Genomic DNA, 26,021 nt, shown 5'->3' with positions numbered 1-26,021 from the left:
AGATCATGTTTAGGGGGGAAATTGTCTATTAATTAACTTAATAGTTGAATTCAATCTTATGTCAGAGAGAAAATAGTGCTTATTGATTTAAATATCTCTGTAATGGAGTTTGAATTAACGTTATGAGTCACTTTGCAAAGGTGATGTTGACACTTTTCTGCTTTATTAAGGCGTTGATGGATTGTTGTTAGGCTGCCATCTAAAACTAACTTTATAATTTAAAATTAATACTATTAAGTAATTAACTGTTTATTATTCTGATCAAACTTCGCGAGACTGGTTTAAAAACAGTGTAAGCTTTGTGTTTTTATAAGCGCTATTTGAATTGTTTGTTTTCTTTTATATTAAGGTAAGGATTGTCAGTGTTTAATATTATTGCTCCGCTAGATAAAGTCACCTCTGAATTCGTTAATACATTGCAAGAAAAAATTGATTTTAAAACCAAACCTCAGGGGAGTTTAGGTTTATTAGAATCGATTGCATTTAAAGTCGCTTTATTACAACAAAGCTTAACGCCAGTTTTTAGCAAACCGAGTATTATTGTTTTTGCCGCAGATCATGGCGTTGCTGAGCAAGGTGTAAGTTTATTTCCGCAGGTAGTGACGGAACAGATGGTATTAAATTTTTTACAGGGGGGCGCGGCAATCAACTGTTTTTCTGCACAACATGATATTGAATTGAAAATTGTGAATGCAGGGGTTAAAGCTGATTTTTCGCATATAACAGCAACACACTTTGTTAATGCGCCGATAGCGTTAGGGACAAAAGATTTCTCGCAACAAGCGGCCATGACTAAAGAACAATGTTTACAAGCAATCGAGCAAGGTGCTGAACTTGTTAAGCAGCAACATCTGCAAGGGTGTAATGTCATTGGTTTTGGTGAAATGGGGATTGCTAATACTACCTCTGCGGCTGCTATTATGGCTGCCATTATGAACCTAACTGGTCAGCAATGTGCGGGCAAGGGAACAGGGATTGATCAACAAACCATCGCCATAAAAGCAAAAGTCATCGACCATGCTGTTGCTAAATATCAATTAAATGATGCCGATCCATTAACTGTATTACAAAGTGTTGGCGGTTTTGAAATTGCTATGATGGTTGGTGCGATGTTAAAAGCAGCAGAGCTTTCTATGTTGGTACTTGTTGATGGATTCATTGCTTCTAGTGCCGCCTTAGTTGCCAGTGAGATGCACGATGACTTTTTGCAATACACACAATTTTGTCATCAATCAGAAGAGCAAGCGCATCAACTATTATTAACTGAAATGGGAGCAACACCTTTATTACACTTAGGAATGCGTTTAGGGGAAGGCTCCGGTGTTGCGGTTGCTTACCCGCTATTAGTATCTGCATTAGCTTTTTTAAATGAGATGGCCTCTTTTGCCGATGCAGGTGTCAGTGATAGTGAGTAGTCGCTGTTAATAAAAATAGAGCAATTATCGTTAACAGAAACAGATCAATCATCGTTAATAAAAACAGATCAATTATCGTTAAGAGAAACAAACCAATTAATCATTAAACCTAATATGCAGATGAGAAAAGTATGACGCTATTTTTAAAAAAACAATGGGTTTTATTTTGTTACGCATTATCATTTTTTTCTCGTTTGCCTACTTCTAAACAATTGGATTTTACTGCTTATCCTTTTCATCTAGGTAATGTGTATTTACCTATTATAGGATTGATTTATGCGCTTATTTGTTTACTTGCGTATGCCCTTAGCCAGTTGGTGTTTGACCCTAGTATCAGCATTATTTTAATGTTGTTAACAGGTGTGCTATTAACAGGCGCTTTCCATGAGGATGGTTTTGCCGATAGTTGTGATGGTTTTGGTGGCGGTTATAACAAACAACAACGTTTAGCTATTATGAAAGATAGCCAAATAGGCACCTACGGAGTTATTGGTCTAATTCTGTTATTGGTGTTGAAAATCCATGTGTTAGGCCTGCTTATAAATCATAGCATTAGCTTTTTTGCTTTGAGTTTTATAAGTGCGGCTGTATTAAGTCGATGCAGTGTACTGTGTTTAATGCAAAGTACAGACTATGCTCGCGAAGAATCGAGCAGTAAATCAACGCGATCCTCGCAACGCTTACCTCAACGCTACTTGCTGGCCGCTCTATTAACCAGCGCTGTTTCAATGCTATGGATGCCGTTTTTTTGCTTATTATTAGTTTTCACTGTGGTTGTTATCAGTACAATCTTTTGTCGTACGTATTTTCAGACAAAAATACAAGGTTATACCGGAGATTGCCTGGGTTTTGTGCAGCAATTAAACGAACTACTTATTTTATTAATGCTGGTGGCTTATGTTTAAATGACCTGTGTTCAAACCTGCTATTTCTGAATGTAAAGCGGTCAAAAAAGCCCATAAATCCAAGTGCTTTTTACGGAGTAAAGAGTAAAGAATAAAACAAAGAATAAAAAACAAGGGTAAGCGAGAATGAAACAAGAAACAAACAGTAAGCAATCACTAACCTCTGAAGGCCTAACTTATGATTCGTCACTGTCTACTGCTCAAGTTTCCAATTCAACATCGACCTCTAGTGCGACAATAATTAATCATCGCATTTTTCTTGTGCGCCATGGGGATGTTGATCTTCCATCTGGTGTTTGTTACGGGCAGTTAGATTGCGCAGTCACGTCTTCATTTAGTAAAGATGTGCAAAAGCTCATTGATTATTTTCAAACACATTGCTTGTTTCCAGAACAGCAGCAATATCCACAAGAGCTGCCATATCAACAAGAACTAGATTCTCCAATAATTATCACTAGCCCATTAAAACGCTGCGCTCAATTAGCTGAAGGGTTACAAGCTTATTTTGATAACAAATACTCTGGATCAAAAGACGCAGTATCAAAAGATGTAGTATCAAAAGACCCAATATTAAAAGACGCAGTATCAAAAGACTTAACATCAAAAGCGTCATCACCTAAAAATATACCGTCAAAAAGCCCTGTACAGATAAACCAAGCTTTTAAAGAGATCAACTTTGGACAATGGGAGGGGCTAAGTTGGCAATCCATTGGGCAAAAAAAGATAGAAGAGTGGAATAATGATTTACTGAACTTTACTTTTCCAGATGGAGAAAGTGCAAGTGGCTTTGATCAACGAGTAGTCAACGCCTGGCAAGTATTACAGCAACAACTCGCACAGCAAACTAAAACCCAACAGATTATTATTATTTGTCATGCTGGCGTTATTCGCTCTATTTTATCTGATTTCTTGCAAATCCCACTACAACATTCATTAACATTACAAATAGATAAAATGAGTGTCTCTAGTCTTCAGCTTTTCCCGAACCAAAGCGCATTATCACGTTGTACTGGTATTAATCATCAGCTTTAAATGCATGACTTGCTTCAGCTGACTGTTATTAAGCAAGGCAGTTATTGCTTCTAAGTGCTTATAAATACTTATGAGCACTTAAAATTCAAGACTTTTTATGTCATCTTGCTTCAGCCTTCAAACTTTTGTGTTAAAGCTTCGCTAACTATAGGTTGGCTGAGTGGGGCATATGCTAGAATCGCGAAAAAAAATTATCGCTTCAATTTATTAATTACTTTAAGGAAAACGTAATGTTAAAGCTGCCTAAGGTCTTAAGTGTCATATTGACACTTTGTACTGTCTTATTTTCTTCCTCCCTATTAGCGAGTACTGGAGATCATATAGATCTCACTTCACATGGTATTGGTTATGCAGCTGTTTTATTTTTTGCTATCGCCTACTGCTTAGTGATGTTGGAAGATGTGATCCACCTTCGTAAGTCCAAACCTGTGCTAGTTGCTGCAGGCATTATTTGGGGCATGATTGGTTTTTATTATTCTCAAAATGGCATGAGTCATGAAGCTGAAGCAGCATTTCGCCATAATCTATTAGAATACGCAGAGTTATTTTTCTTCCTATTAGTAGCGATGACTTATATTAACGCCATGGAAGAGCGTAAGTTATTTGATTCACTACGTGCGTGGATGGTTAATAAAGGGTTCACTTTACGTTTGATTTTTTGGTTAACAGGTATCTTAGCTTTTTTCATCTCGCCTATTGCAGACAACTTAACCACTGCATTATTAATGTGTGCGATCGTAATGAAAGTGGGTGGTAAAAATACAAAATTCATCGCCTTAGCCTGTATCAATATCGTGGTTGCAGCTAACGCTGGTGGTGCATTCAGCCCATTTGGCGATATTACAACGTTAATGGTGTGGCAAAAAGGCATGGTTGAGTTCACCACATTCTTTGCATTATTTGTTCCGTCCGCAGTTAATTTCTTGATCCCCGCTGTGATCATGAGTTTCTTTATCTCTAAAGAAGTGGCGCAGGGAGATGGTGAGATTGTGCATATGAAGCGCGGTGCTAGACGTATCGTTGGTTTGTTTTTAGTGACTATTTTCTTTGCCGTAGCAGGGCACTCATTCTTAGGTATGCCACCCGTGTTAGGTATGATGACCGGGTTAGGAGTACTGCAGTTCTTTGCTTTCTTTTTACGTAAAACACAAAAAAATCATTATGAATTTGCACTTGAGCATACCGTGGATAAAAAAGAGCATGAACGTCTACGTGGTTTAGGGGATGGCGCTCCCTTTGATATATTTCATAAAGTGGCTAAAGCAGAATGGGACACCTTATTATTCTTTTACGGGGTTGTATTGTGTGTGGGAGGATTAGGTTTCATTGGTTACTTGGGCATGATTTCCGAAGCGATGTACAGCAACTGGGATGCTACATATGCCAATATTACCGTGGGTGTGTTGTCAGCGATTGTAGATAATATTCCGGTGATGTTTGCGGTATTAAGTATGGAGCCTGATATGAATACCGGGCAATGGTTACTTGTTACATTAACCGCAGGTGTAGGTGGCAGCATGTTATCGATAGGTAGTGCTGCAGGGGTTGCATTAATGGGGCAAGCGCGAGGGATCTATACCTTTGGTGTGCATCTAAAGTGGGCACCCGTAATTGCATTAGGTTATGTTGCCAGTATTTACACGCACCTATGGTTTAATGCCGTTTATTTTAATTAAGCTCTGTTTAACTTGAATCAAGGAATGGTTAATTTAATACCTATAAATATGTATTTTTTATAAAGTCTTTAACTTACAATAGTTTTGAGTAGTGTGACCTAATGCGAAATGCTACTTACTTTACTACTTACTTTTTAGCAATTATTAATTGTTAATTGTGAAGTACAAAATTAATTTAGGTCTACTATTATCTGCAAAGCTAAGCTAAAAGTTAGTTTAGTGTTAATAGTCAAATGATACTGATGCTTGGTTAGTTTTTTGAAAAGAAAAGAAAAGAAAAAGTTTGTTTTGAAAAATGAAAGAACAATGAAAATAAAGGTCAAAATAAAATATATTTTATTTCGTTTTTTTATGATTTTCTTGTGAATTCATGGGCTTTGAAAGATTTTTTCAAAAAATATGTGTTTATTTCTTTTCTTTTTTTATAAAAGAACTACTCTAAACGAGGTAATTAAATAAGGCGGCTGATAACAGCCTGTCACGCTAAACTTATATTGCTATCATTCTTGTCAACGCAGATGCTGGTGCTAATGTAAAACTGAATGGTTAGAAAATGTATGTTCATAAAAATGATTGTTTAACCCTATTAAAATAAACAATGGTTTAACAAAGTTAAGGATAAAAAAATGAAAAAAGTACAACAAGGTTTTACATTAATCGAACTATTAATCGTAATCGCGATCATCGGTATTCTAGCGGCAGTCGCTCTTCCTGCTTATAATAATTATACTAAAAAAGCACAATTTACTAATTTAGTTTCTGCTGTTACTGCAGTTAAATCAGCTGTAGAGGTCTGTGGTCAAATTGAAGCGTCTACGGCTGCTTTATTTACATCTAATTGTATTAGCTCTGCAAGTGGTGCTGTCACAACTGTCCCACAATCTTTAGCTGCAGATGGTATTACTACGGTTGCGCGTTCTGCTGCTCCGGATGCAGTTGCCACGGGAGTAACTAGAACAGGTACTCCAGTTACTGCTGCTGCTGGTGTTGTTTTCGTAATAGCTAAAACTACTGCTGCTTTAGGAAGTTTGCCAGTTGGCTCGCAATACATCCTATCTGGAGAATGGGACTCTACAGGCAAAGTTTCTTGGAGTACTGTTGAAGATTTATAATTAATGGCAATACATAATATCAGCGGCTTGGCTTCTAGCCTAGCCGCACGTGGTTTACTTGAGCAAGATAAACTACAACAAATCTGCACCTCGGCGGCTTCTGAACAGAAAGCGTTAGTCTCTTACCTGGTTGAAAATAATTTTATTGCAAGTTTAGCCTTAGCAGAGTTTTGCGAAGCTGAATATGGTATTCCTCTATTAGATAGCGATGCATTAGAACTGGATAATATTCCTGAAAAGTTTATTAACCAAAAGCTAATAGAGAAACATCATGCCTTGCCTGTGTATATGCAGCAAAATACACTTTATATTGCCATGTCAGACCCCACCAATGTATCTGCTCTTGAGGATTTTGGCTTTAGCTTTAGTATGCACACTGAAGCATTACTGGTGGAAGAAAGTAAGCTTAATGAAGCCATTGAAACGTTATTAGACGATGGTACTAGCTCATTAGAAGATATCGGCAGCATTGATGATATTGAAATTGACGAAACAGAATCTCGCTTAGACCAAGCGCAGGCAGCTGACGATGATGCACCGATAGTTAAATACATTAATGGCATATTAGGTGACGCGGTAAAAAAAGGCGCATCGGATTTACATTTTGAACCCTATGAAAAAAAATACCGTATTCGTTTTCGCGTAGATGGCATTTTGCATGAGGTGGCTTCTCCCCCTGTTAATTTAGCTAACCGTTTTTCCGCACGTTTAAAGGTTATGTCTAAGTTGGATATTGCAGAAAGACGCTTGCCACAAGATGGTCGCATTAAATTAAAAATTTCTAATAAACGTAATATTGATTTACGTGTCAGTACGCTACCCACTATGTGGGGTGAAAAAATTGTAATGCGTATTTTGGACTCTTCTGCCGCCAGTTTAAATATCGATAAACTAGGTTATACAGATGAGCAAAAAGCCAAATACATGAATGCCTTATCTAAACCACAGGGCATGATATTGATCACCGGGCCGACAGGGAGTGGTAAAACGGTTTCACTGTATACCGGTTTAAATATTTTAAATACCGTTGAGCGTAATATTTCCACGGCGGAGGATCCGGTAGAAATAAATTTAACCGGTATCAACCAAGTACAAATCAACAATAAAGCTGGGCTGACCTTTGCTTCTGCTTTACGCTCATTTTTACGTCAAGATCCTGATATTGTTATGGTCGGTGAGATTCGAGATTTAGAAACCGCAGAAATTGGTATTAAAGCCGCTCAAACCGGGCATTTAGTATTATCGACTTTGCATACCAATTCAGCAGCAGAAACCCTTACGCGTTTATTAAATATGGGCGTACCTGCTTTTAATATTGCGTCTTCAGTTTCATTGATTATTGCGCAACGTTTAGCGCGTCGTTTATGCGAGCACTGCAAAGCACCGTTGCAAATGTCTGATCCCGAGTTAATTGAATTAGGGTTTAAACCTGAACATCTGGCTGAAAAACAGCATTTATGTGAACCCGTGGGCTGTAGTAAATGCACTGATGGTTATAAAGGCCGTGTAGGTATTTATGAAGTGATGGAGATGTCAGATGAACTAGGTCGTATTATATTAAATGATGGTAATGCTATGCAAATAGCTGATGCCGCCATTGATGAAGGTATGCATACCCTACGTCAATCTGCGATTAAACAAGCGTTAAATGGTGTTACCAGTTTAAATGAAGTTACCCGCGTCACTTAGATTAGAAATATAAATTAGAAGTACAAAACAGAAGCATAAAACTGATTGATAGCATTAATTAACACTCGTATTGCTCCAAGAGGTTGTATTAATTAGCTGAAGCCACTGACTGCAATAACTTCTAATACTCATGCATATAGTCTTAATTCTTTTCACTCAAAAACGTTAGTAATAGTGCAGTTCAGTAATTATTTAAAGGATTTTTAATGGTGAAGAAAAAGACAGTCGCCGATATACATACCTTTACCTGGCAGGGAATTAACCGTAAAGGGGCAAAAGTATCTGGTGAATTACAAGCAGAAAGTGCGATTGAAATAAAGTCTGAGTTACGCAAACAGGGCGTGAGTGTAACCAAAACACAAAAGAAAGCGAAGTCGCTGTTTTCCTTTGGTGATAAAATTCAACCTATGGATATCGCCGTTGTCTCTCGACAAATTGCCACCATGTTGAGTGCCGGTGTACCTCTAGTTCAAAGTTTAGAGTTGATAGCAAAAAGCAATGAAAAAGCCTCCTTAAGAACGTTAATGACTTCTATAGCTAACGATGTATCAACGGGAACACCACTCTCTCAAGCATTGCGTACTTTCCCTAGAAATTTTGATGATTTATATTGCGACTTAGTCGAGGCTGGTGAACAGTCTGGTTCCTTAGATACCATCTACGACCGAATTTCCACCTACAAAGAAAAGTCAGAAGCGTTAAAGTCTAAGATTAAAAAAGCCATGTTCTATCCGATCGCTGTTTTAGTGGTTGCTGGCCTCGTTACATTACTTTTACTATTATTTGTTATTCCACAATTCCAAGATATTTTTGCTGGATTTGGTGCCGAGTTACCAGCATTTACTTTATTTGTACTAAGTATTTCTGATTTTGTACAAAGCTATTGGTATATGATTATTGGCGGTTGTTTTTTAGCGGTGTTTTTGTTTAAAAGGGCGCATCGTAGTAATGAAAAAGTACGTAATAATACGGATAAATTTGTGCTTAAAATACCGGTCATTAAAACGATCCTCAATAAAGCCGCAGTCGCACGTTTTGCACGTACGTTATCCACTACCTCGGCTGCCGGTATCCCCCTAGTGGATGCGTTAGTCTCAGCTGCGGGTGCATCGGGTAACTATGTTTACCGAACGGCTGTGAATACAATGCGCTCTGAAGTGATGGGCGGCATGCAAATTAATGTTGCGATGAAAACCACTGCTGCTTTCCCGGATATGGTTTCACAAATGGTCATGATTGGTGAAGAATCAGGTGATCTAGATGGTATGTTGAGTAAAGTGGCCGATATTTATGAGCAACAAGTTGATGATGCTGTTGATGGTCTCACCAGTTTATTAGAGCCAATGATCATGGTGGTGTTAGGTGTAGTAGTAGGGGGGCTGATAGTCGCCATGTATTTACCTATATTCCAATTAGGCAGTGTTATTGGTTAATAGCTAATCAGCGGCAATTAAGTTGGAAAATCAGAGCAAAGAAGTAACAAAAAGCGAACTGAAAATAGTTCGCTTTTTTGATCCTATTACAGATCTTAAATTCTCCTGATTACCCATAAAACTCAGTCATGCTTAAATAATGTTGTGGCATCGATGGAGTACGTAAAGCAACGCACCTAAACCTAGGTACTAAACCTAGGTAGCATATATTTAAGAATAAAACGCCGATTGAACCTATAACAATATTCAGTTAATTACCTTGGTAAATGCTTTGCTTTAATTGAGTGGTAAGTGCCCATTATTGGTTTTTACATTAGCAATCATGGTGTTAACTCAAATAAACTGTTCTCTGCTAACACTTTCGGTGATACCATCAGTAACAGTACTAAACAGTAACCGTACTGAAATATTTACATTTTGCCTCGGTAACTGCTGTAAAACAAGGTAGACCATCTGAGACAAAGTGTTGGTACTGTTGTGATGGTACTGTTCAGTACAACTTCAGTTGTAGCGATGAAATAGGTAACACATTATTTTATAATGACTGAGGGAGTATTAATGTGGTTACTCCCTCAGAATGCCATCAGATTTTATTTTGCTGCCTGCTATTGACAAAATAATGCATGTTGAGCGTCATAGGAATCAATATTTTATGATGGTAATACTTCAGAAATACGTTTGCTACCGTTAAAAATCTTGGTAATAGTACTTTTTATAGGTGGGTTGTTCAGCGTAAATAAAAGTGCTTTGGCAACGTCATCTCGCGTTATGGTCGCTTGGTCTTTTTGCTCTGGTTGCTGGTCGGTAAACTTACCTTTCTCTGCGTCATTAGTAAGCATTCCAGGACGAATAATAGAGTAATGTAAACCACTGCGTATTAGATGTTCATCAGCCATATGCTTAGCAACTAAGTAGGGTTGCATACTTTCAGATCCTTTTGATGGCGTGTCGGCACCTATTGAACTGACCATTACAAAGTGTTTCAGATCATTGTTTTTGGCGTAATCAGCAGCTCTACAAGCTGCCCATAAATCAATAAGTATGGTTTTATCTGCACCTGTGTGGCCGCCAGATCCCGCCGCAAAAACAACATCTTCACAATGCTTGAAAGCATGCTCAAAATCTTTGCTCAGGTCACCTTCAATAATTGATAGTTTGTCATTATGGATATCTGATAACTTACTTTTATCACGCACTAGCGCTACTACATGCTGGTTGTTATCTAGCATTAATTGGGTAAGTTTTTTACCAATTTGTCCACTTGCTCCAATAATTAATGTTTGTTTCATTTTATCTCCTTCTAGATTTATGTAGTTAGATTTATGTAGTTAAATTTATACAGTTAGGTGTAATAGTTAACTGGTATTGCTCACTGAATCCGTTATAGATTGTTTCTTTGTTTCTTTGTTGCTTAGTGCTAGATAAGCCTTAATCCCAATATCACCAACATGGCTATATTTGCCACAACGCCAATCAAAAAGAAGTAGGTACGAGGACTTGGATTTTTTTCGGTTGCAATTACATAGTACAAAACCATATGCACAATTCTGGCAATAAGGTAAGTCCATATGAAAATAGCAAAGATAGGGCTTTGAACGTTGAGCACAAATGCTAAGAGAACCGTTCCCACAAATAGAGCACTGTTTTCTAACGTATTGTGGAAGGTGCGATGTGCTCTAAAAACAAAACTATCATGAGATAGGTTTTCATTAATTTTCCCTGGCACAGCATCTGGTTGCTTAGATTTACTAAAGGTGGCAACTATCCACTGAATGAGTAGCATCACTAAATACAAATAAAACGCTATATATCCTGAGTAGGCAACTTCGTTCATTTTTATTTTCCTTTTATAAATTCAATAACAGTAAAATTGCAACTATCATGCCAGCTGTAATGCCTTCTGTAATGCTTGGTTATATAAGGGGAAAATGATTTTCTTCTATAAAAAATATGCAATAAGTACAGGGGAGTTGTAAGATCTACACATATCATTTTTCTACTAAATCAAAAAAACTATAACTACTTCTTAATCTATGGGATGCAAAATAATGTCTACTTTGTAACCTTTTTATAGCAAATTATGTCATCAATAGTGCTCTAGAAAGTGAGTATTGAAGTGTTGGCTGAGTTTCGTTAACAAGCACCTGTAAGTAACCACTTTATATGGGGCTTGTTCTAAGTGGAGGATTTTCTTAAGTGTGAGATTTTCTAGTATATGCAAAACGACGTAATGGGTTATAGGCTATTTTTATCCTTAAATTAACTCGCTATATCGTTGTAACTGGCTTAAAAATAAAAACATATTTATTAATTTACTCCTCAAATAAAGTCATCTTTTCTGCGTGAAATTAAGTCTAAATTGTAAATGAAAACTTTAATTGTCAATTAATTGTGGAAAGAAATTCAATTATTAGCCTGTTTATCGTTAGTAGATGCCGCTTTACAATCACCTATACCAATCGTCTTAATAGCAGTTATCTTTAATTTTGTTGTCTTTATTTGATAACAGAATACAAACCTATTTTTAGCGCTAACTATTACCTACATCAAAGTGTAGCAAATTATTACGGTTGCTTTAAGTACAGTAAGTTTTGAATGAAACCTAAGTTTCCTTGCTGGGATCTCTACAACGCTTTTTAGATAGTACTTTTTCGATAGCATTTTTTCGATTGCACCCATGTTAATAATTTTTAGAGTAAAAAATGATCACTGATATTTGGTTTTATATTGCAGCCGTTCCTGCTGTCTTTTTCTATGGCATGGGGAAAGGTGGTGTTGGTGGCATATTAGGCATGCTCTCAGTGCCATTGATGGCAATGACTGTCTCGCCAATCCAAGCTGCGGCGGTTTTACTTCCGTTACTGTGTATTATGGATTTAATGGCGCTTATTTATCATCGAGAAAATTGTAATTACGCTGAATTGAAAAACATGCTTCCCTATGCGGTAGTCGGTGTGGTGATTGCTTCATACTTTATGGGCAGCTTGCCTTCGCATATTGTGGAATTAATTATTGGTGGTTTAGCTTTAACTTTTCTTGGCCAAAAATTTTTACTTGGAAAAAACCAATCAACCTCTGCAAAAAGAGGTTATGCACTCAGTATGATTTCTGGGTTTTCAAGCACACTGGTTCATGCTGGTGGGCCTCCTGCAAGTATGTACTTGTTACCTAAAAAGTTACCAAAAGAGCAACTAATTGGTACCAGTGTGGTCTTTTTTGCTCTGCTTAATTTTATCAAGTTAATTCCCTATAGTTACCTAGGACAGCTTGATGCAGAAAACCTCAAAACATCGTTAGTGTTAATACCCGTTGCTTTTTTAGGAGTAAGAACGGGGGTGTGGTTAGTTAACATTATTTCACAGGAGTTAATTTATAAAATAAGCTACTCAGTTTTATTTATTACTGGTTGTAAGATGCTTTACTCAGGTTTAGCAACTATTTATTAGTGGAAATAGTTTTTGTTATTTAACCGATTAAATAACGTACTTAATGAATTAAATGGTTATTACACTTGACCTCAAAATAAGTCATAGGGTATTGCATCATTAATTAAACCATTAATTACAGTATTATTCGCACGAGTACGGACACAGTTTTACCGCTTAAATGATCTAGCAATGATCAACTATTCGCATTTTATTACTGTCAATTAGGTTATTTAATAATCCCACTGGTAGATAATTTACTTAAAATATCACCCGTTTTTTGTCTAAAGAGATCGCGTAATAATCTAACACTTGGTGTGATTGATTGTTTACTTGGGCAAACCAACCACAATTCTGTTGCTGTGGTTTTATATTCTGGCATTAAGCTGATCACCTTGCCGGAAAGTAAGTCTTCAGACATGTCTAAACAGGATTTAATGGCGATACCTTTGCCTGAAACGCACCAACGTCTCACTAAGTCTCCATCGTTAGAAGCACGATTTCCAGTTAACTTTATTTTGTAGTCTTGTTCCCCGTTAGAAAACTTCCAAGTGTTCTGCAACATATCATGCAATTGATAGAACAACGCATTGTGATCCAATAAATCATTGGGGTGATTTGGCGTGCCATTTTTTTCTAGGTATTCAGGAGTTGCGCATAATACGCGTGGCACATCACATATCTTAAAGCCGACCATGCCAGAATCATTTGGGGAACCATAGCGTAGTGCCATATCTATCGAGTCGCGGTAAAAATCGATATTACTGTCACTGATATTACTTCTTAGCGTCACCTTAGGGTTTGCATCCATAAATTCATCAAGCCAAGGAGTCACTAAGTTACGGCCTAAGTCAGAGGAAAGGGCGATGCGAATACTTCCTTCGATAAACTCTAAACTTTCCTGCATATTCTGCTTGGCGAGTTCCAGCACCAACAAGGCTTTTTCACACTCAGGTAGGTAACGTTCCCCTGCACTGGATAATCGTAGCTGCCGAGTAGTACGAATAAATAACTCTGTTCCCAGCGATGCCTCTACTCGCTTTACAGCTGCACTTGCTGTTGCAGTACGCATATCTAGTGCTGTCGCTGCTCCAGTAATACTGCGAAATTCAGCGACTTTAAGTATAACTTGTAAGTCTTCCAGTAGCATAAGCGTCTCCTTCTTTTTGATCTAGCAAAAACTAAAAAAGCCGACTCATTAAGAGTCAGCTTGTATTGGTGATAGTTGTCATGTTATGACATTAAGCGATGCTGGTCATTTCATTGAGCGTAAAAGTATCGACTGCACCTTCTGTTGCAGCCAAGTAATCTTTTAGGTGTTGGTTATCCATGTGAGTTTGCCACAGTTCACGTGACTCCCAGTTTTCATAGAATAAGAAGTGCTTAGGAGCTTCGTTATCCTGATGCAAGTTGTAATTAATACACCCTTGTTCTGCACGAGTCACGTCGATAAGTTTAAGAAGCTCAGATTTTACTAATTCAATTTTGTCTTCTTTAGCAATAATATTGGCAATAATAGTGAGTTGAGTCATGCGCTATTCCTTATTGGTAATTTAAGTGGTTATAACAATTTAAAAAAATATAAATCCTTTATTACTCTGGCAATTTAATGCGCAAAATATGATAAGGCTTGCTGCTACCTTCCTCACCTTCGTTTAGAGCTGGATGAAGGTGCAGTTGATTTTGTGTCATGTATAGATAACCGTTTTTCTTATCAATTGAAAAACCATCAGCCCAATCAAGTAACTGCTTATCCTGCGCTAGAATACTGTATCCATCTTTATTTGACACCGCAATGGCATTTTTCTCAACATCGCCAACGTAAATATTGCCTTTAGAATCAATGATCATTCCATCACTTGGTCTTTTCTCACTGTAAAATTCAATGCTCGCAGCTTGTTTTTGCTTTGAAACTTTCTGATCAGCGAGCACTGCTGCGGGAATACGATAGATTTTATCGCCATTCACAGAACCAAAGTAAACCCACTCATTCTCTGCGTCGATAGTAATTGGGTTAAGACCAAGGTAAAGGGCATCTTTACTGCCATCTTCACGCTTAGTACCCATGACAGAGTCGTTGATCACTACTTTATGCTTAGGTGACATCAATTCAGCTTGAGACTCTAAAACACGACGCGCTTTACCGGTTTCTAAATCAACCACAACAAATGCAGATTTTGATTCACCGACTAAGTTACCTAAAGTTGTATCGGCTATGTACATCATATTACGCTTGCTATCTAGCGCGAAATCCTGAAGGAAAGAGTTAGCCACTATTGCTTCTTTATCAATTTTGATATTTTTAACCAGTTTATTGTTCACACTATCCCAAGCTAGGATTTGTGGAGCTGAAGTTTGGCTACCCATATCTAGAATATAAACAACACCATCAGCAGTTGAGTCGACTCCGATCACTGACGCTAAACCCACTTCACCTTTCTCTGGTCCATCAGCCCAGTCAACCGTTGGAAATGGTTTAAGATCGCCATTTGCCATTAGTTCTACAACTCGAAATTCCGGTCCATCTAAAGGTTGCATTGAAAGAATGATACGTCCTTCTGATGTCACTGTCGGATTACCCGGACGGCTACCATCAAATTTAGCAACGATTTCTAAATCGCTGGTCGCAGCAGATGCTGTGTTTAAAATAAGTGCCGTGCTTAGTGCAAGAAGCGTTTTTAACTGTTTCATAGTATGACGTCCTGTTTGGGTTAACTGTTTAGATGCGACCATTATAGAAATTAAATAAATATTTATAAACAGGGTAATATTTGAAAGATTATCCAATAATATTTGGTAATCTATTTTAATTCAGCGAATGTCATTATTTTCTGAGTGTTCACTACACGATATTTTCAATTTAAACAGGAAACTGTTTCTAGTATTAGATGCTATTTGGAGGCGGCTCGATAGGCTAAGGTAGCATTGATCTGGTTGTCTTACTTTGGTTGTAATGCAACATTATGCCTTTATTATGGAGTAGCGAATGAAATTATATATTTATGAACACTGTCCTTTTTGTTCTCGTGTGCAATATGTTGCAAAGAGCTTGGGGATTAAACTGGAGACGGTTGTGCTTGCCTACGACGATACTCAAACACCTAACACACTCATTGGCAAAAAAATGGTGCCTATCTTAGTTAAAGATGACGAACAAGTGATGGTCGAAAGCGATGCTATCATTGCCTATTTAATAGAGTTAGCAGGTAGTGATGAAGTGCGAGAAGTGAGTCAACAAGCATTAGATTGGCAGTCTCGCTCATTTAATTCTTTACTTCGCATTGGTTACCCTCGCTGGTATTCACTTGACCTTGAGGAGTTTTCTAGTGAAAAAGCTCGTCAAGCTTGGTTGGATCGTAAACAAACTGATACGGTGAACTTTACTGAACTTATTGAGAAACCCGAAGAGGCAGTGATTGATAGCAATGCTTTTTTACAAGAGACTGAAGCGCAATTAACATTTAAAGCAGGTTATGCACAACTATCTTTAGTTGACCAAGCTATTTATTTCTCGTTATTACGTGGTTACTGTTGTGAACCATCAATTCAATGGCCAGTGCAACTGCAAACTTGGCTGAATAAGATAAGTAAAGACACTAGTATTCCACTATTAAAGTGATTTTATGTTTGCTTTAGAGCAACCGTCATTATTTAGTAATCTATACCCGTTAGCAATCAAGATGTATTAATCAGTCGCTTACTCGGACTTCATAACAAGGTGTAGCACTATGACCTTTGGAGCAATTAACTTCGTTAATTCTATCGGTAGGTGGTTAAAAAAGTCGTTACCTCTTAAATGACTCGTCCTTATCGAATGCTACAACGCAGTATTGAAGTTCGAGTTAGCGACCCTCAGGGTAAATCGCAGGTAATCATTTCGTTCCTGTTGTGAAAGACGAATAAAGTCTCGATTTAACCCTTAGACCTTCAACTTTATATCTTCAACTTTATGTCTTTACCTTTATACGTAAAACCTGCTCACCTTACGGCTTGCTGTTATTTACATCATGCTTGGTAATGGGGGGATGAGCAAAGCAACTTGCCTTTAATTGGCCGTTTTATCAACAAAGCTGCCAATTACAATATGTTTTTTTAGCATAAATATAAATCATTGAGTCAATACACTTGCGAGTGCTTGTTTATCCTCAACCCTTGCGGGCATTTCTTCAAAAATAAGTATTAATAGCAATACAATGATGACCTTTCTACTCAGTAATAATTATCAAATTTATTTTGAAAATAATTCGCTTTTAAAGCTGTTTTTAACTCTGTTGTTTAGCAATATGATGTGACTCATCTTATTAATAGGAGGAAATTTAAAATGACAACAAAAATTACAATGGGGGTGACTGACTTATCTTTCCATCACACAACCGCGTCATTAGTGGCTAATGTATTGACTGATATGGGATTTGAGGTTGAACGAATCTTTTCTCCTCATCAAGAAAACTTCAAAAAACTAAAATCAGGAGAGGTTGATATGCTTGCTTCTGCCTGGTTACCTTCAAGCCATGGGATCTATAAAGCTGATGTTGAAGAGATTCAACCACTTATTGAGTTGGGGTTGCACTATCAACCTTATGCGCATTGGGGAGTGCCAGACTATATACCTGCAGATCAAGTTTCAGAGGTTGCTGATTTATTAAAGCTCGACGTTGCCAATAAAATGCGTAAAAAAATTCAAGGGATCAACGCAGGGGCGGGGATTACTCGTTTTTCTATTCAAATGATGGAAGACTATGGCTTAAGCAATACTGGTTATGAGTTTTTCACAGGAACAGAAGACGATTGTTTTAATGCCTATGAGCAAGCTGTGGCGAATAAAGAATGGATTATTGTTCCATTATGGAAACCTCAATTTCTACATTACCGTTATAATATTCGTGAAATTAAAGAGCCTAAAGGACTGTTAGGTATTGTAGATAGAGCGGTTCTGTTATTAAGAGATGATAAAAAAGAGTTGTTCACTGAGCAACAAATTAAAAAATTAGACTCTCTGCGTTTCTCTAACGAAATCATTGCAGAGTTGGATCACAAAGTTTGCCGTGAAGGGCAGCTTCAGGATCAAGTGACTCATGACTGGTTAGCGGCGAATGGCTTCTTAAGTCATTCTTCTTAAGTCACTCATCGCCCTCTACGTTAGCCCTCTCCACTAGAGCCCATATCATGCGCTTGGTTTGCAAGGTTAATGTGCTGCTTATAAGCCTTCATATAACAATGCCGTCAACTATTCTCGGCATTGTTGTATCCAATAAAGCATTCTCGTGATTCCATTCATTCAAGTAGGCTTGTCGCCTGTTTAAAAAACACATAGAAAGGGATGCCTAGAAAGTTGTCTTTGAAAAAGCACTCAAACAAGGGAAAAGCCGATTTTAATAAATAGTGATTGTAGCCATGCCTAATGTTATCGGTCTTTCAAATTAAAAGGTCGCTTGTGCCCTAAGCGATATCAATAAGCGGATACGCTTCTTTAAAGGTTTTAACATCGAATATTGTAGCGTCTATGTCTTTAGGTGGACTAAAATTACTAGCGTTTTTTACAGCAGAAAAATGCAATTGATTTGAAATATTATCAATTGCTTTTTGATAAACAGTCGACGTACCGCTATCTAGTGCGTCAACCGAGGTAATCTGTCGGCGATCAAACCTTTACTTTATGGCGTTGCTACCGTTTGTCTCGGTTGTATTATTCGCAGTAGGTTTGCTTCTTGTCACTAAAAAGCAGATCAATGACCCTAAGGTCACTAAAGCGACACCTTTCCAAAATGAACTTGTTAGTGAAATTGATAAATAAACAGAAGCAAAAAGCGTAGAGAAGACAGGGGTGAAATAGGAGATGGTACCTAATAAAATGATATTGCCGCCTATTACTGCTTGATTCCATAAAGCATAACCCGTTCCTATTACTATGCCTGAAATAATTAATGTTAGCGTTGATGGAAGAGTAAAGTGCAAGCTGGGTTCATTACTGAAAAAGTATTTTACCCATAACGTTATCGCGGTAGCCGCAAAAAATAGCACAATAGCATTTTTTCCGTTGCTGATTTTTTTAGTAATTACGCAATAGAAAGCCCAAATGAAGGCGGCTGAAAAGGCCATTAAGTAGGTTATTGGATTACCTGAAATATTATTCATCAAGGTATTTAATGAAATACCTTGGTCGCCGGCAATACACCATCCGACACCCGTAAAAGCAATAAGAATACTTGGGTATACTAATATATTTACTTTTTTAGGGCTGATTAGCACGCTCAATAATATGGTCAATGCAGGCCATAGGTAATTGATAATAGACATTTCCATCGCTTGATGTCGACTATTTGCCATGCCTAAAGACAGTGCTAAGCAGATTTCATAGGTGACAAATAAAACCCCACCGATCAACAGGTAACGTATCGGATAGTCTTTTATTTTAGGTACGCCCATAACAGACATTAAAAAAATAGCGCTGACACTATACATCATGGCTGCCCCTGCGATAGGGCTAAATAACTCTGATAAGTCTCTGATCAAGGCGGTGACAGAACTCCAAAGCAGGATCGCAACAATGCCATAAAACGTATATTTATTTTCATTAATAAAAGACATAAAAAACCAACGTTATCATTAGATTAGAATTAGTATCACATTATCGTATTTAATCATTTGGATGCAATACATTAACGTGCTTATTTAACAGTATTGATAGTCGTTGTTATTTGACTTAAAAACACTGGTTTAAAAAGATAGAGTTATAAGCATGACTTAAAAAACATTGACTTAAAAAAGTGAATTAAAGATAACCATCATTTAATGCACACTAGCAAAGTTTATTGATGAGATATCTTGCTAAGATAGTTATTATTGTGGTTTTACAGCTGTGCTTTTATGAGTGCTTTATTTTATAACGTTATAGAGAGAAGTTGATGTTGGATGCCATTTGCATTTTACCTAAGAAAGATGACGTTGAACGTGATGCTCAGTCGATAGAAGATGAGATACAAACGCAAACTACTTTCTCTATTTTTGAATTTAAATTACTGTCGGATGAAAAAATTGCACTATACCGACATTCATTATTTTGCCCTGAATGTTTACAGAACGCTTATTTTAGGCGCGCTTCTAAAGATGGTAAACAAGCTTGTTTTGGCTCTCGTTATCATTTGCCAACCTGCTCAGCGCTAAATAGCCGCCCCAAAATAAGCTTACCGGAAAACGATAAAGATAAAACGCAATCTGTCACTAAACATAAGCATGAAGGGCAACAAAAGTTACAACAAAGTAGTGAATTTGAAGATGGATTTACAATCGATTTTTCCAGCAAGTTTTCAGCCAAGATAGAGCCTTTGCGTAATCAAACAACTAAAAGCGACAGCTTGAAAACAACTTCAATAATTAAGGTTGAATCTGAATCTGGAACTGAAGTAGAAACTGAATTAGAAGACATTGCTGACTTGAATTTATCGTCAAGAAAAGTTGTTAAAAAAAGCATTAAACAAACATTGCCTAAGTTATTAAAGAGCTTGTTAAATAATAGCTCTTTAGCTACTTCTGATGTGTGGGTTTATACCAGTGATAAGCATAAGTGGCGTGCAAAGAATTTGTTTGTGTCTTTAACTAAGGTAGAAGTACTAGAAAATTTTGCACCTCGTATGTACTGGGGAGCAATAAGTCATGCCGACAAAGATCTTTTATGGTTGAATGTTGCAGAGGCTAAGGATCTTGCTATTCCAATTAAACCTTTTCAGCAGGCGTTGTTAAAAAAGTATGCGATACAAAAAAGTAGTGATTTGATTGGTGCCAATATTATTCTATTTGCAAAATGTTTGAGCAATAAAGATAAATCACGAAAATTCTTACAGTTATGGAGTAATGATTTGCAGTATTTACACTTATCATTAAAAAAACTGAAATAGGTTAAACACAAAAAATCTATTTAGAGACTGTAATAAAAACTGTTTACCTAGTTAACTGCGTGTCATCCTCTTGTCATATTGATCCTGTATTTTCGACTATTTTAAAATATCAGTCATTGCTATCTCTTTGTATCAGGATATAAAAGTATGTGGGAAATATTTAAAACTTTTTTTGTATTAGGTTTTATTAGTTTTGGTGGTCCAGCTGCTCATATTGGCTACTTTAGACAAACCTTTGTACAACGCTTAGCTTGGTTAAGTGAGAAGCAATATGCTGATTTCGTAGCGTTAAGTCAGTTTTTACCCGGGCCGGGCTCAAGCCAAGTCGGTTTTGCTATTGGTTATCATCGCGCGGGATTAGCTGGAGCTTGTTGTGCTTTTCTAGGGTTCACCTTACCTTCCATTATTATCATGTTATTACTGGCAATAAGTGCCGGACAATTAGCTGGCGATCAGCTTTTCCTGTCTGTTATGCATGGCCTTAAGCTATTAGCCGTGGTGGTAGTTTTTGATGCTGTCTTAATGATGTATCAAAATTTCTGTAAAGATAAAACGCGCATTTTTTTATGCCTATTGACCGCAGCCACTTTATTAATAATACCGGGATTATTAAGTCAAATTTTGGTTTTAATTATTGCCGCGTTAGTGGGGGGATTTTTATTAAAAGAGAATAAAATGGAAGGTGTTGAAAAGGGGACACAAAGTGCAATGAAAGTACTGACCTCCTCAATCAACCATGTTCCGCTTATCGTATTTTTGCTGCTTTTATTTTTTCTACCAATTATGACCGTATTACTGCCGTCTATGCCACAAGTCTTTTCTGTGTTTTCTGACTTTTTTCAAGCGGGCAGTTTAGTGTTTGGTGGAGGGCATGTGGTATTACCTTTACTGCAGAATATTGTCGAGGGGCAAGTAACTCCTGATCAGTTTTTAACGGGGTATGCGATTGCACAAGCAGTACCCGGTCCGATGTTTACTCTTGCGACTTATATTGGGTACTTTATTTTACCCTCTTCGCCTATTTTAGGCGCTTTAGTTGCCACTATTGCTGTATTTTTACCGGGATTTTTATTGTTGTTAAGTTGTTTGAGTCATTGGCAGCGCTTATCGAAAATACCTAATCTAGCCGCTGCTATTAATGGTGTTAATGCTGCCGTTGTCGGATTATTGGTGAGTGCACTTTATCAACCTGTATTTATAAGTGCCGTTTTTAATGGGCTAGATATGGCGCTAGTATTGCTCGGGTTCTATTTATTAAAGTGCCTTAAGTGCCCAATTATGTTTTTAGTACTGTTATTTGCAGTTGCTGGCGCAATGTTAGGCTTTATTTAACCTTTCCATGACTATTAAAACAATATTAACCACGAAGCGCTACGCTTCACGAAGAACACGAAGAACACGAAGATAAAAGAGGCAAAAATATAAAGTATGTTTTGATCTACCTTCTTTTAACTTCGTGCCTTCGTGGTTATTTAGCTTTTGATTTTAAAGAACGATATTAACCACGAAGCGCTGCGCTTCACGAAGAGCACGAAGGTAAAAGATAAAAAGTTTAAAGTGTGTTTTGAGCTAACCTTCTTTTCACTTCGTGTCTTCGTGGTTATTTAGCTTTTGATTATAAAAAGCGATATTAACCACGAAGTGCTTCGCTTCACGGAGAGCACAAAGGTAAAAGATAAAAAGTTTAAAGTGTGTTTTGACCTAACCTTCTTTTAACTTCGTGCCTTCGTGGTTAATTGGCTTTTGATTATAAAAAACGATATTAACCACGAAGCGCTGCGCTTCACGAAGAGCACGAAGATAAAAGAGGCAAAAATATAAAGTATGTTTTGATCTACCTTCTTTTTTCTTCGTGTCTTCGTGGTTATTTAGCTTTTGATTTTAAAAATTGATATTAACCACGAAGCGCTTCACGAAGAGCACGAAGGTAAAAGATAAAAAGTTTAAAGTGTGTTTTGAGCTAACCTTCTTTTCACTTCGTGTCTTCGTGGTTATTTAGCTTTTGATTATAAAAAGCGATATTAACCACGAAGTGCTTCGCTTCACGGAGAGCACAAAGGTAAAAGATAAAAAAGTTTAAATGTGTTTTGACCTAACCTTCTTTTCACTTCGTGCCTTCGTGGTTAACCAGCTTTTGACCTAATTTTATGCACTCTTTGTCCTTTGTGGTTACAGGGGGGGGATTCGACAGTAAATAAAAGGCATAAAAAATCCGATGCTTTATGGGCATCGGATTTTAAAGTGGTTAGTCTTCGGCACTAAACAGCTGAAAACTTAAAGCAAGTAAGTGATCACTAATTGCTTATGCTTGAACACCTTGGCTTTTTAGGTATTCTTCATAAGTGCCATGGAAATCAATAACTTCGTCTTGTTTAATTTCAATAATACGAGTTGCTAGTGAAGATACAAACTCACGGTCATGACTTACAAACAATAAAGTACCTTCGTAGTTCTCTAAGGCTAAGTTTAATGATTCAATAGATTCCATATCCAAGTGATTGGTTGGTTCATCCATTAATAGAATATTTGGTTTGTTCATCATCAACTTACCAAATAACATACGGCCTTGCTCACCACCTGAAATGATTTTTACAGACTTAGTTATGTCATTAGCACCAAACAATAAACGCCCTAAAGTTCCGCGAACAGCTTGCTCATCATCACCTTCTTGCATCCATTGACCCATCCAATCCATTAGATTTTGGTCTTTTTCAAAGTCAGATGAATGATCCTGTGCGTAGTAACCTAATTGTGCATTTTCAGACCATTTGTACTCACCAGATGATAATTCAACTTCGCCCATTAAAGTGCGTAGTAAAGTTGTTTTACCGACACCATTTTGACCAATGATAGCAACACGTTCGCCTACTTCAATCATCAGGCTTAAGTCTTTGAATAAGGTATTCTCATCGAAGCTTTTTGTCATCGATATTGTTTCTAATGCATTACGGAACAGTTTTTTCTCTTGTTTGAATACGATGTAAGGATTGACACGACTAGATGCTTTAACTTCTGCGAGTTCAATCTTATCCATTTGTTTGGCTCGAGATGTTGCTTGCTTAGCTTTTGATGCGTTTGCAGAGAAACGACTTACAAAGTCTTGTAACTCAGATAGTTGTGCTTTTTTCTTCGCATTTTCAGATAACAAACGTTCACGAGTTTGTGTTGCCGCCGTCATGTATTCGTCGTAGTTACCAGGGAAAAGACGTAGTTCGCCATAATCGATATCTGCCATGTGCGAACAGACTGAATTTAAGAAATGACGGTCATGCGAGATGATTACCATAGTACATTGACGTGCTTTTAATTCAGTTTCTAACCAACGAATAGTATCGATGTCCAAGTTATTGGTTGGCTCATCGAGTAACATGATGTCTGGATTTGAGAAAAGCACTTGTGCTAGTAATACACGTAGTTTCCAACCTGGTGCAATGTCTGACATTGGACCGTAATGTTGCTCAAGTGGAATACCAACACTTAGTAATATTTCCCCAGCACGTGAATCGGCAGTGTAACCGTCCATTTCAGCGAATTGATTTTCCAAATCGCCTACATGCATCCCTTCTGCTTCAGTCATTTCCGGCAAAGAGTAAATACGATTACGCTCGTTCATGACTTCCCACATCTCTTTGTGGCCCATCAATACCGTATCCAGTACTGTGTGTTCTTCAAAAGCAAACTGGTCTTGGTGTAGTTTAGCAATACGTTCGTTAGGATCTCTGGTCACATTACCTGCACTAGGCTCAAGGTCACCGGTTAATATTTTCATGAAAGTTGATTTACCACAACCATTTGCACCGATTAAACCGTAACGGTTTCCAGTACCAAATTTTACAGAAATGTTTTCAAAAAGTGGTTTTGCACCAAATTGCATGGTGATGTTATTTGTACTTAACACGGCTTATTCCTAAATTGTTGAAGTCTTGCTTTTATGGGCATTTTTAAGGGGGGTATTATACATATTATGCGAGGTTAATCACGTTAGAATTGTATGAATTTTATGCATTGCCGTTGAAACTAACTGATAGCGTGAAAAGGTTCCTTAAGGTAAGCTACGCGTCTTAAGGCATATGCCGTATTTTAATGAGATTTTTTATGAGTTTTGATTCCCTAGGTTTACCCGCATCGTTAGTAGAAGCAGTGAAAAATGCTGGCTATGAAACACCATCACCAATTCAAGAACAGGCTATTCCTGCCGTATTAGCAGGTAAAGATGTAATGGCTGCTGCGCAAACTGGTACAGGGAAAACGGCTGGGTTTACATTGCCATTATTAGCAATGCTAGAAAAAGGTGAACGCGCTAAACCGAATCAAGTTCGTGCTTTAATATTAACACCAACACGTGAGCTAGCGGCTCAAGTGCAAGCAAGCGTACAAAAATATGGGCAAAACATGCCATTACGCAGCATGGTGGTATACGGCGGTGTAAAAATTAACCCGCAAATGCAAATGTTACGTGGCGGTATAGATATTTTAGTGGCAACGCCGGGTCGTTTATTAGACCTTTATCAACAAAATGCAGTACGCTTTCAACAGTTAGAAGTGTTAATTTTAGATGAAGCTGACCGTATGTTAGATATGGGCTTTATTCACGATATTAAAAAGATCCTTAAAGCGTTACCCGCTAAGCGTCAAAACTTATTATTCTCAGCGACTTTTTCTGATGAAATTCGTTCATTAGCAAAAGGCTTAGTTAATAACCCTGTTGAGATTTCAGTAAGCCCGCGTAATACAACGGTTGAGAAAATCGAACAGGCTTTATATGAAGTAGATAAAACTAAAAAGACGGCGTTATTGAGCCAGTTAATTCTTGATAATAAATGGCGCCAAGTTTTAGTGTTTGTAAAAACTAAACATGGAGCAAACCGATTGGTTAAAAACTTGGATGCTCGTGGTATTCGAAGTGCGGCTATCCATGGTAATAAAAGCCAAGGCGCACGTACTAAAGCATTAGCACAATTTAAAGATAGCCAAATCCAAGTATTAGTAGCAACTGATATTGCTGCACGTGGTATTGATATTGACCAACTGCCTAACGTAGTTAACTTTGACTTACCTAATGTAAGCGAAGACTATGTACATCGTATCGGCCGTACTGGCCGTGCTGGCAATGAAGGTTTAGCGGTCTCATTAGTTTGCCAAGAAGAGTTCAAGTTGTTAAAAGATATTGAGCGTCTTATTAAAAAGGTTATCCCACGCAAAATATTTGCAGGTTTTGAACCAGGTGAACCATTACAGCCTTCTGTATTAGGTACACACGAGAAGAAAATTAAGAAGCCAAAAGCGCCAAAAGTTCCACATAAAGATGGCGTTCGTTCAGGTGCAAGAACGGGCAGTGCTAAGAAACAAAACGGCCCAAGAAATAATTTTGTAGGCGGTTAGAAAATTGGATTTTTAGTTACGCAAAAATTTAGCGTAATTTAAGCTCTTATTATTTTT

20 protein-coding genes and 1 pseudogene are annotated in these 26,021 nt (G+C 37.5%); 13 read left to right on the top strand and 8 right to left on the bottom strand.

The window, feature by feature from the left end; translation table 11 throughout:
• Positions 1-362: 362 nt before the first annotated feature.
• The 7 genes from cobT (at position 363) to H592_RS0112585 (ending at position 9,262) form a co-directional block, all read left to right on the top strand.
• Positions 363-1,415 carry a nicotinate-nucleotide--dimethylbenzimidazole phosphoribosyltransferase gene (gene cobT, locus H592_RS0112615; protein WP_245600418.1) on the top strand — a complete coding sequence of 351 codons (1,053 nt, stop codon included), beginning with the start codon at positions 363-365 and terminating at the stop codon, positions 1,413-1,415.
• 131 nt (positions 1,416-1,546) lie between these two features.
• Complete coding sequence (locus H592_RS22280; protein ID WP_037071749.1) at positions 1,547-2,320, top strand: adenosylcobinamide-GDP ribazoletransferase; 774 nt, start codon at positions 1,547-1,549, stop codon at positions 2,318-2,320.
• A 126-nt stretch (positions 2,321-2,446) separates the two neighbouring features.
• Positions 2,447-3,352, top strand: coding sequence for a histidine phosphatase family protein (locus tag H592_RS0112605; RefSeq protein ID WP_028869080.1), 906 nt, complete (start codon positions 2,447-2,449; stop codon positions 3,350-3,352).
• A 230-nt stretch (positions 3,353-3,582) separates the two neighbouring features.
• Positions 3,583-5,028, top strand: a complete 1,446-nt coding sequence (gene nhaD, locus H592_RS0112600) for a sodium:proton antiporter NhaD (protein WP_028869079.1) — start codon at positions 3,583-3,585, stop codon at positions 5,026-5,028.
• A 626-nt stretch (positions 5,029-5,654) separates the two neighbouring features.
• On the top strand, positions 5,655-6,140 hold the full coding sequence (locus H592_RS24810) for a pilin (protein ID WP_028869078.1): 486 nt from the start codon (positions 5,655-5,657) through the stop codon (positions 6,138-6,140).
• Between the two features lie 3 nt (positions 6,141-6,143).
• On the top strand, positions 6,144-7,829 hold the full coding sequence (pilB, locus tag H592_RS0112590) for a type IV-A pilus assembly ATPase PilB (RefSeq protein ID WP_028869077.1): 1,686 nt from the start codon (positions 6,144-6,146) through the stop codon (positions 7,827-7,829).
• A gap of 206 nt (positions 7,830-8,035) precedes the next feature.
• On the top strand, positions 8,036-9,262 hold the full coding sequence (locus H592_RS0112585) for a type II secretion system F family protein (RefSeq protein WP_051369159.1): 1,227 nt from the start codon (positions 8,036-8,038) through the stop codon (positions 9,260-9,262).
• Positions 9,263-9,371: 109 nt separating this feature from the next.
• On the opposite strand, the pseudogene H592_RS24930 reads toward H592_RS0112585, so the two are convergent.
• The 3 genes and pseudogenes from H592_RS24930 to H592_RS0112575 form a co-directional block, all read right to left on the bottom strand.
• A pseudogene (locus H592_RS24930) lies at positions 9,372-9,595 on the bottom strand (transposase); the annotation flags it as partial.
• A 317-nt stretch (positions 9,596-9,912) separates the two neighbouring features.
• A complete protein-coding gene (locus tag H592_RS0112580) occupies positions 9,913-10,551 on the bottom strand; it encodes an SDR family oxidoreductase (protein WP_028869075.1) in 639 nt (212 codons plus the stop codon).
• Between the two features lie 128 nt (positions 10,552-10,679).
• Entirely contained in the window at positions 10,680-11,096 is a 417-nt protein-coding gene (locus tag H592_RS0112575) for an MAPEG family protein (protein WP_028869074.1), read from the bottom strand.
• Between the two features lie 868 nt (positions 11,097-11,964).
• Here H592_RS0112575 and H592_RS0112570 point away from each other — a divergent pair.
• The gene (locus tag H592_RS0112570) at positions 11,965-12,708 is read left to right on the top strand and encodes a sulfite exporter TauE/SafE family protein (RefSeq protein ID WP_028869073.1); all 744 of its coding nucleotides are present in this window, start codon (positions 11,965-11,967) and stop codon (positions 12,706-12,708) included.
• A gap of 208 nt (positions 12,709-12,916) precedes the next feature.
• Here the strand turns inward: H592_RS0112570 and H592_RS0112565 are convergent, their stop codons facing one another.
• The 3 genes from H592_RS0112565 to H592_RS0112555 form a co-directional block, all read right to left on the bottom strand.
• Positions 12,917-13,837, bottom strand: coding sequence for a LysR family transcriptional regulator (locus H592_RS0112565; protein WP_028869072.1), 921 nt, complete (start codon positions 13,835-13,837; stop codon positions 12,917-12,919).
• A gap of 91 nt (positions 13,838-13,928) precedes the next feature.
• Positions 13,929-14,219, bottom strand: a complete 291-nt coding sequence (locus H592_RS0112560; protein ID WP_028869071.1) for a putative quinol monooxygenase — start codon at positions 14,217-14,219, stop codon at positions 13,929-13,931.
• 61 nt (positions 14,220-14,280) lie between these two features.
• On the bottom strand, positions 14,281-15,378 hold the full coding sequence (locus tag H592_RS0112555; RefSeq protein WP_028869070.1) for an L-dopachrome tautomerase-related protein: 1,098 nt from the start codon (positions 15,376-15,378) through the stop codon (positions 14,281-14,283).
• Positions 15,379-15,673: 295 nt separating this feature from the next.
• Here H592_RS0112555 and grxB point away from each other — a divergent pair, with 295 nt between their 5' ends.
• Both grxB and H592_RS0112545 read left to right on the top strand, forming a co-directional pair.
• On the top strand, positions 15,674-16,306 hold the full coding sequence (gene grxB, locus H592_RS0112550; protein ID WP_028869069.1) for a glutaredoxin 2: 633 nt from the start codon (positions 15,674-15,676) through the stop codon (positions 16,304-16,306).
• A 702-nt stretch (positions 16,307-17,008) separates the two neighbouring features.
• Positions 17,009-17,806, top strand: a complete 798-nt coding sequence (locus H592_RS0112545) for a glycine betaine ABC transporter substrate-binding protein (RefSeq protein WP_211235664.1) — start codon at positions 17,009-17,011, stop codon at positions 17,804-17,806.
• A gap of 530 nt (positions 17,807-18,336) precedes the next feature.
• Here H592_RS0112545 and yddG read toward each other — a convergent pair.
• Positions 18,337-19,275 (bottom strand): aromatic amino acid DMT transporter YddG, encoded by a 939-nt coding sequence (gene yddG / locus H592_RS0112540; RefSeq protein ID WP_028869067.1) that lies wholly within the window; start codon positions 19,273-19,275, stop codon positions 18,337-18,339.
• 317 nt (positions 19,276-19,592) lie between these two features.
• Between yddG and H592_RS0112535 the strand changes: the two genes are divergently transcribed.
• Together H592_RS0112535 and chrA are read left to right on the top strand one after the other, a co-directional pair.
• Positions 19,593-20,582 carry a hypothetical protein gene (locus H592_RS0112535; RefSeq protein ID WP_028869066.1) on the top strand — a complete coding sequence of 330 codons (990 nt, stop codon included), beginning with the start codon at positions 19,593-19,595 and terminating at the stop codon, positions 20,580-20,582.
• 147 nt (positions 20,583-20,729) lie between these two features.
• Positions 20,730-21,914, top strand: a complete 1,185-nt coding sequence (gene chrA / locus H592_RS0112530) for a chromate efflux transporter (RefSeq protein WP_028869065.1) — start codon at positions 20,730-20,732, stop codon at positions 21,912-21,914.
• Positions 21,915-22,884: 970 nt separating this feature from the next.
• Here chrA and H592_RS0112525 read toward each other — a convergent pair.
• Positions 22,885-24,480, bottom strand: coding sequence for an ABC-F family ATPase (locus tag H592_RS0112525; RefSeq protein WP_028869064.1), 1,596 nt, complete (start codon positions 24,478-24,480; stop codon positions 22,885-22,887).
• A 197-nt stretch (positions 24,481-24,677) separates the two neighbouring features.
• On the opposite strand from H592_RS0112525, the gene H592_RS0112520 reads away from it, so the two are divergent.
• The gene (locus H592_RS0112520; RefSeq protein ID WP_028869063.1) at positions 24,678-25,964 is read left to right on the top strand and encodes a DEAD/DEAH box helicase; all 1,287 of its coding nucleotides are present in this window, start codon (positions 24,678-24,680) and stop codon (positions 25,962-25,964) included.
• The last annotated feature ends 57 nt before the right edge of the window (positions 25,965-26,021 follow it).

Origin of the sequence: Psychromonas arctica DSM 14288 (genome assembly GCF_000482725.1) — a bacterium.
GTDB classification, from domain to species: domain Bacteria; phylum Pseudomonadota; class Gammaproteobacteria; order Enterobacterales; family Psychromonadaceae; genus Psychromonas; species Psychromonas arctica.
The sequence above is the reverse complement of the archived record's forward strand: the minus strand, read 5'-3'. Positions and strand labels throughout refer to the sequence as shown.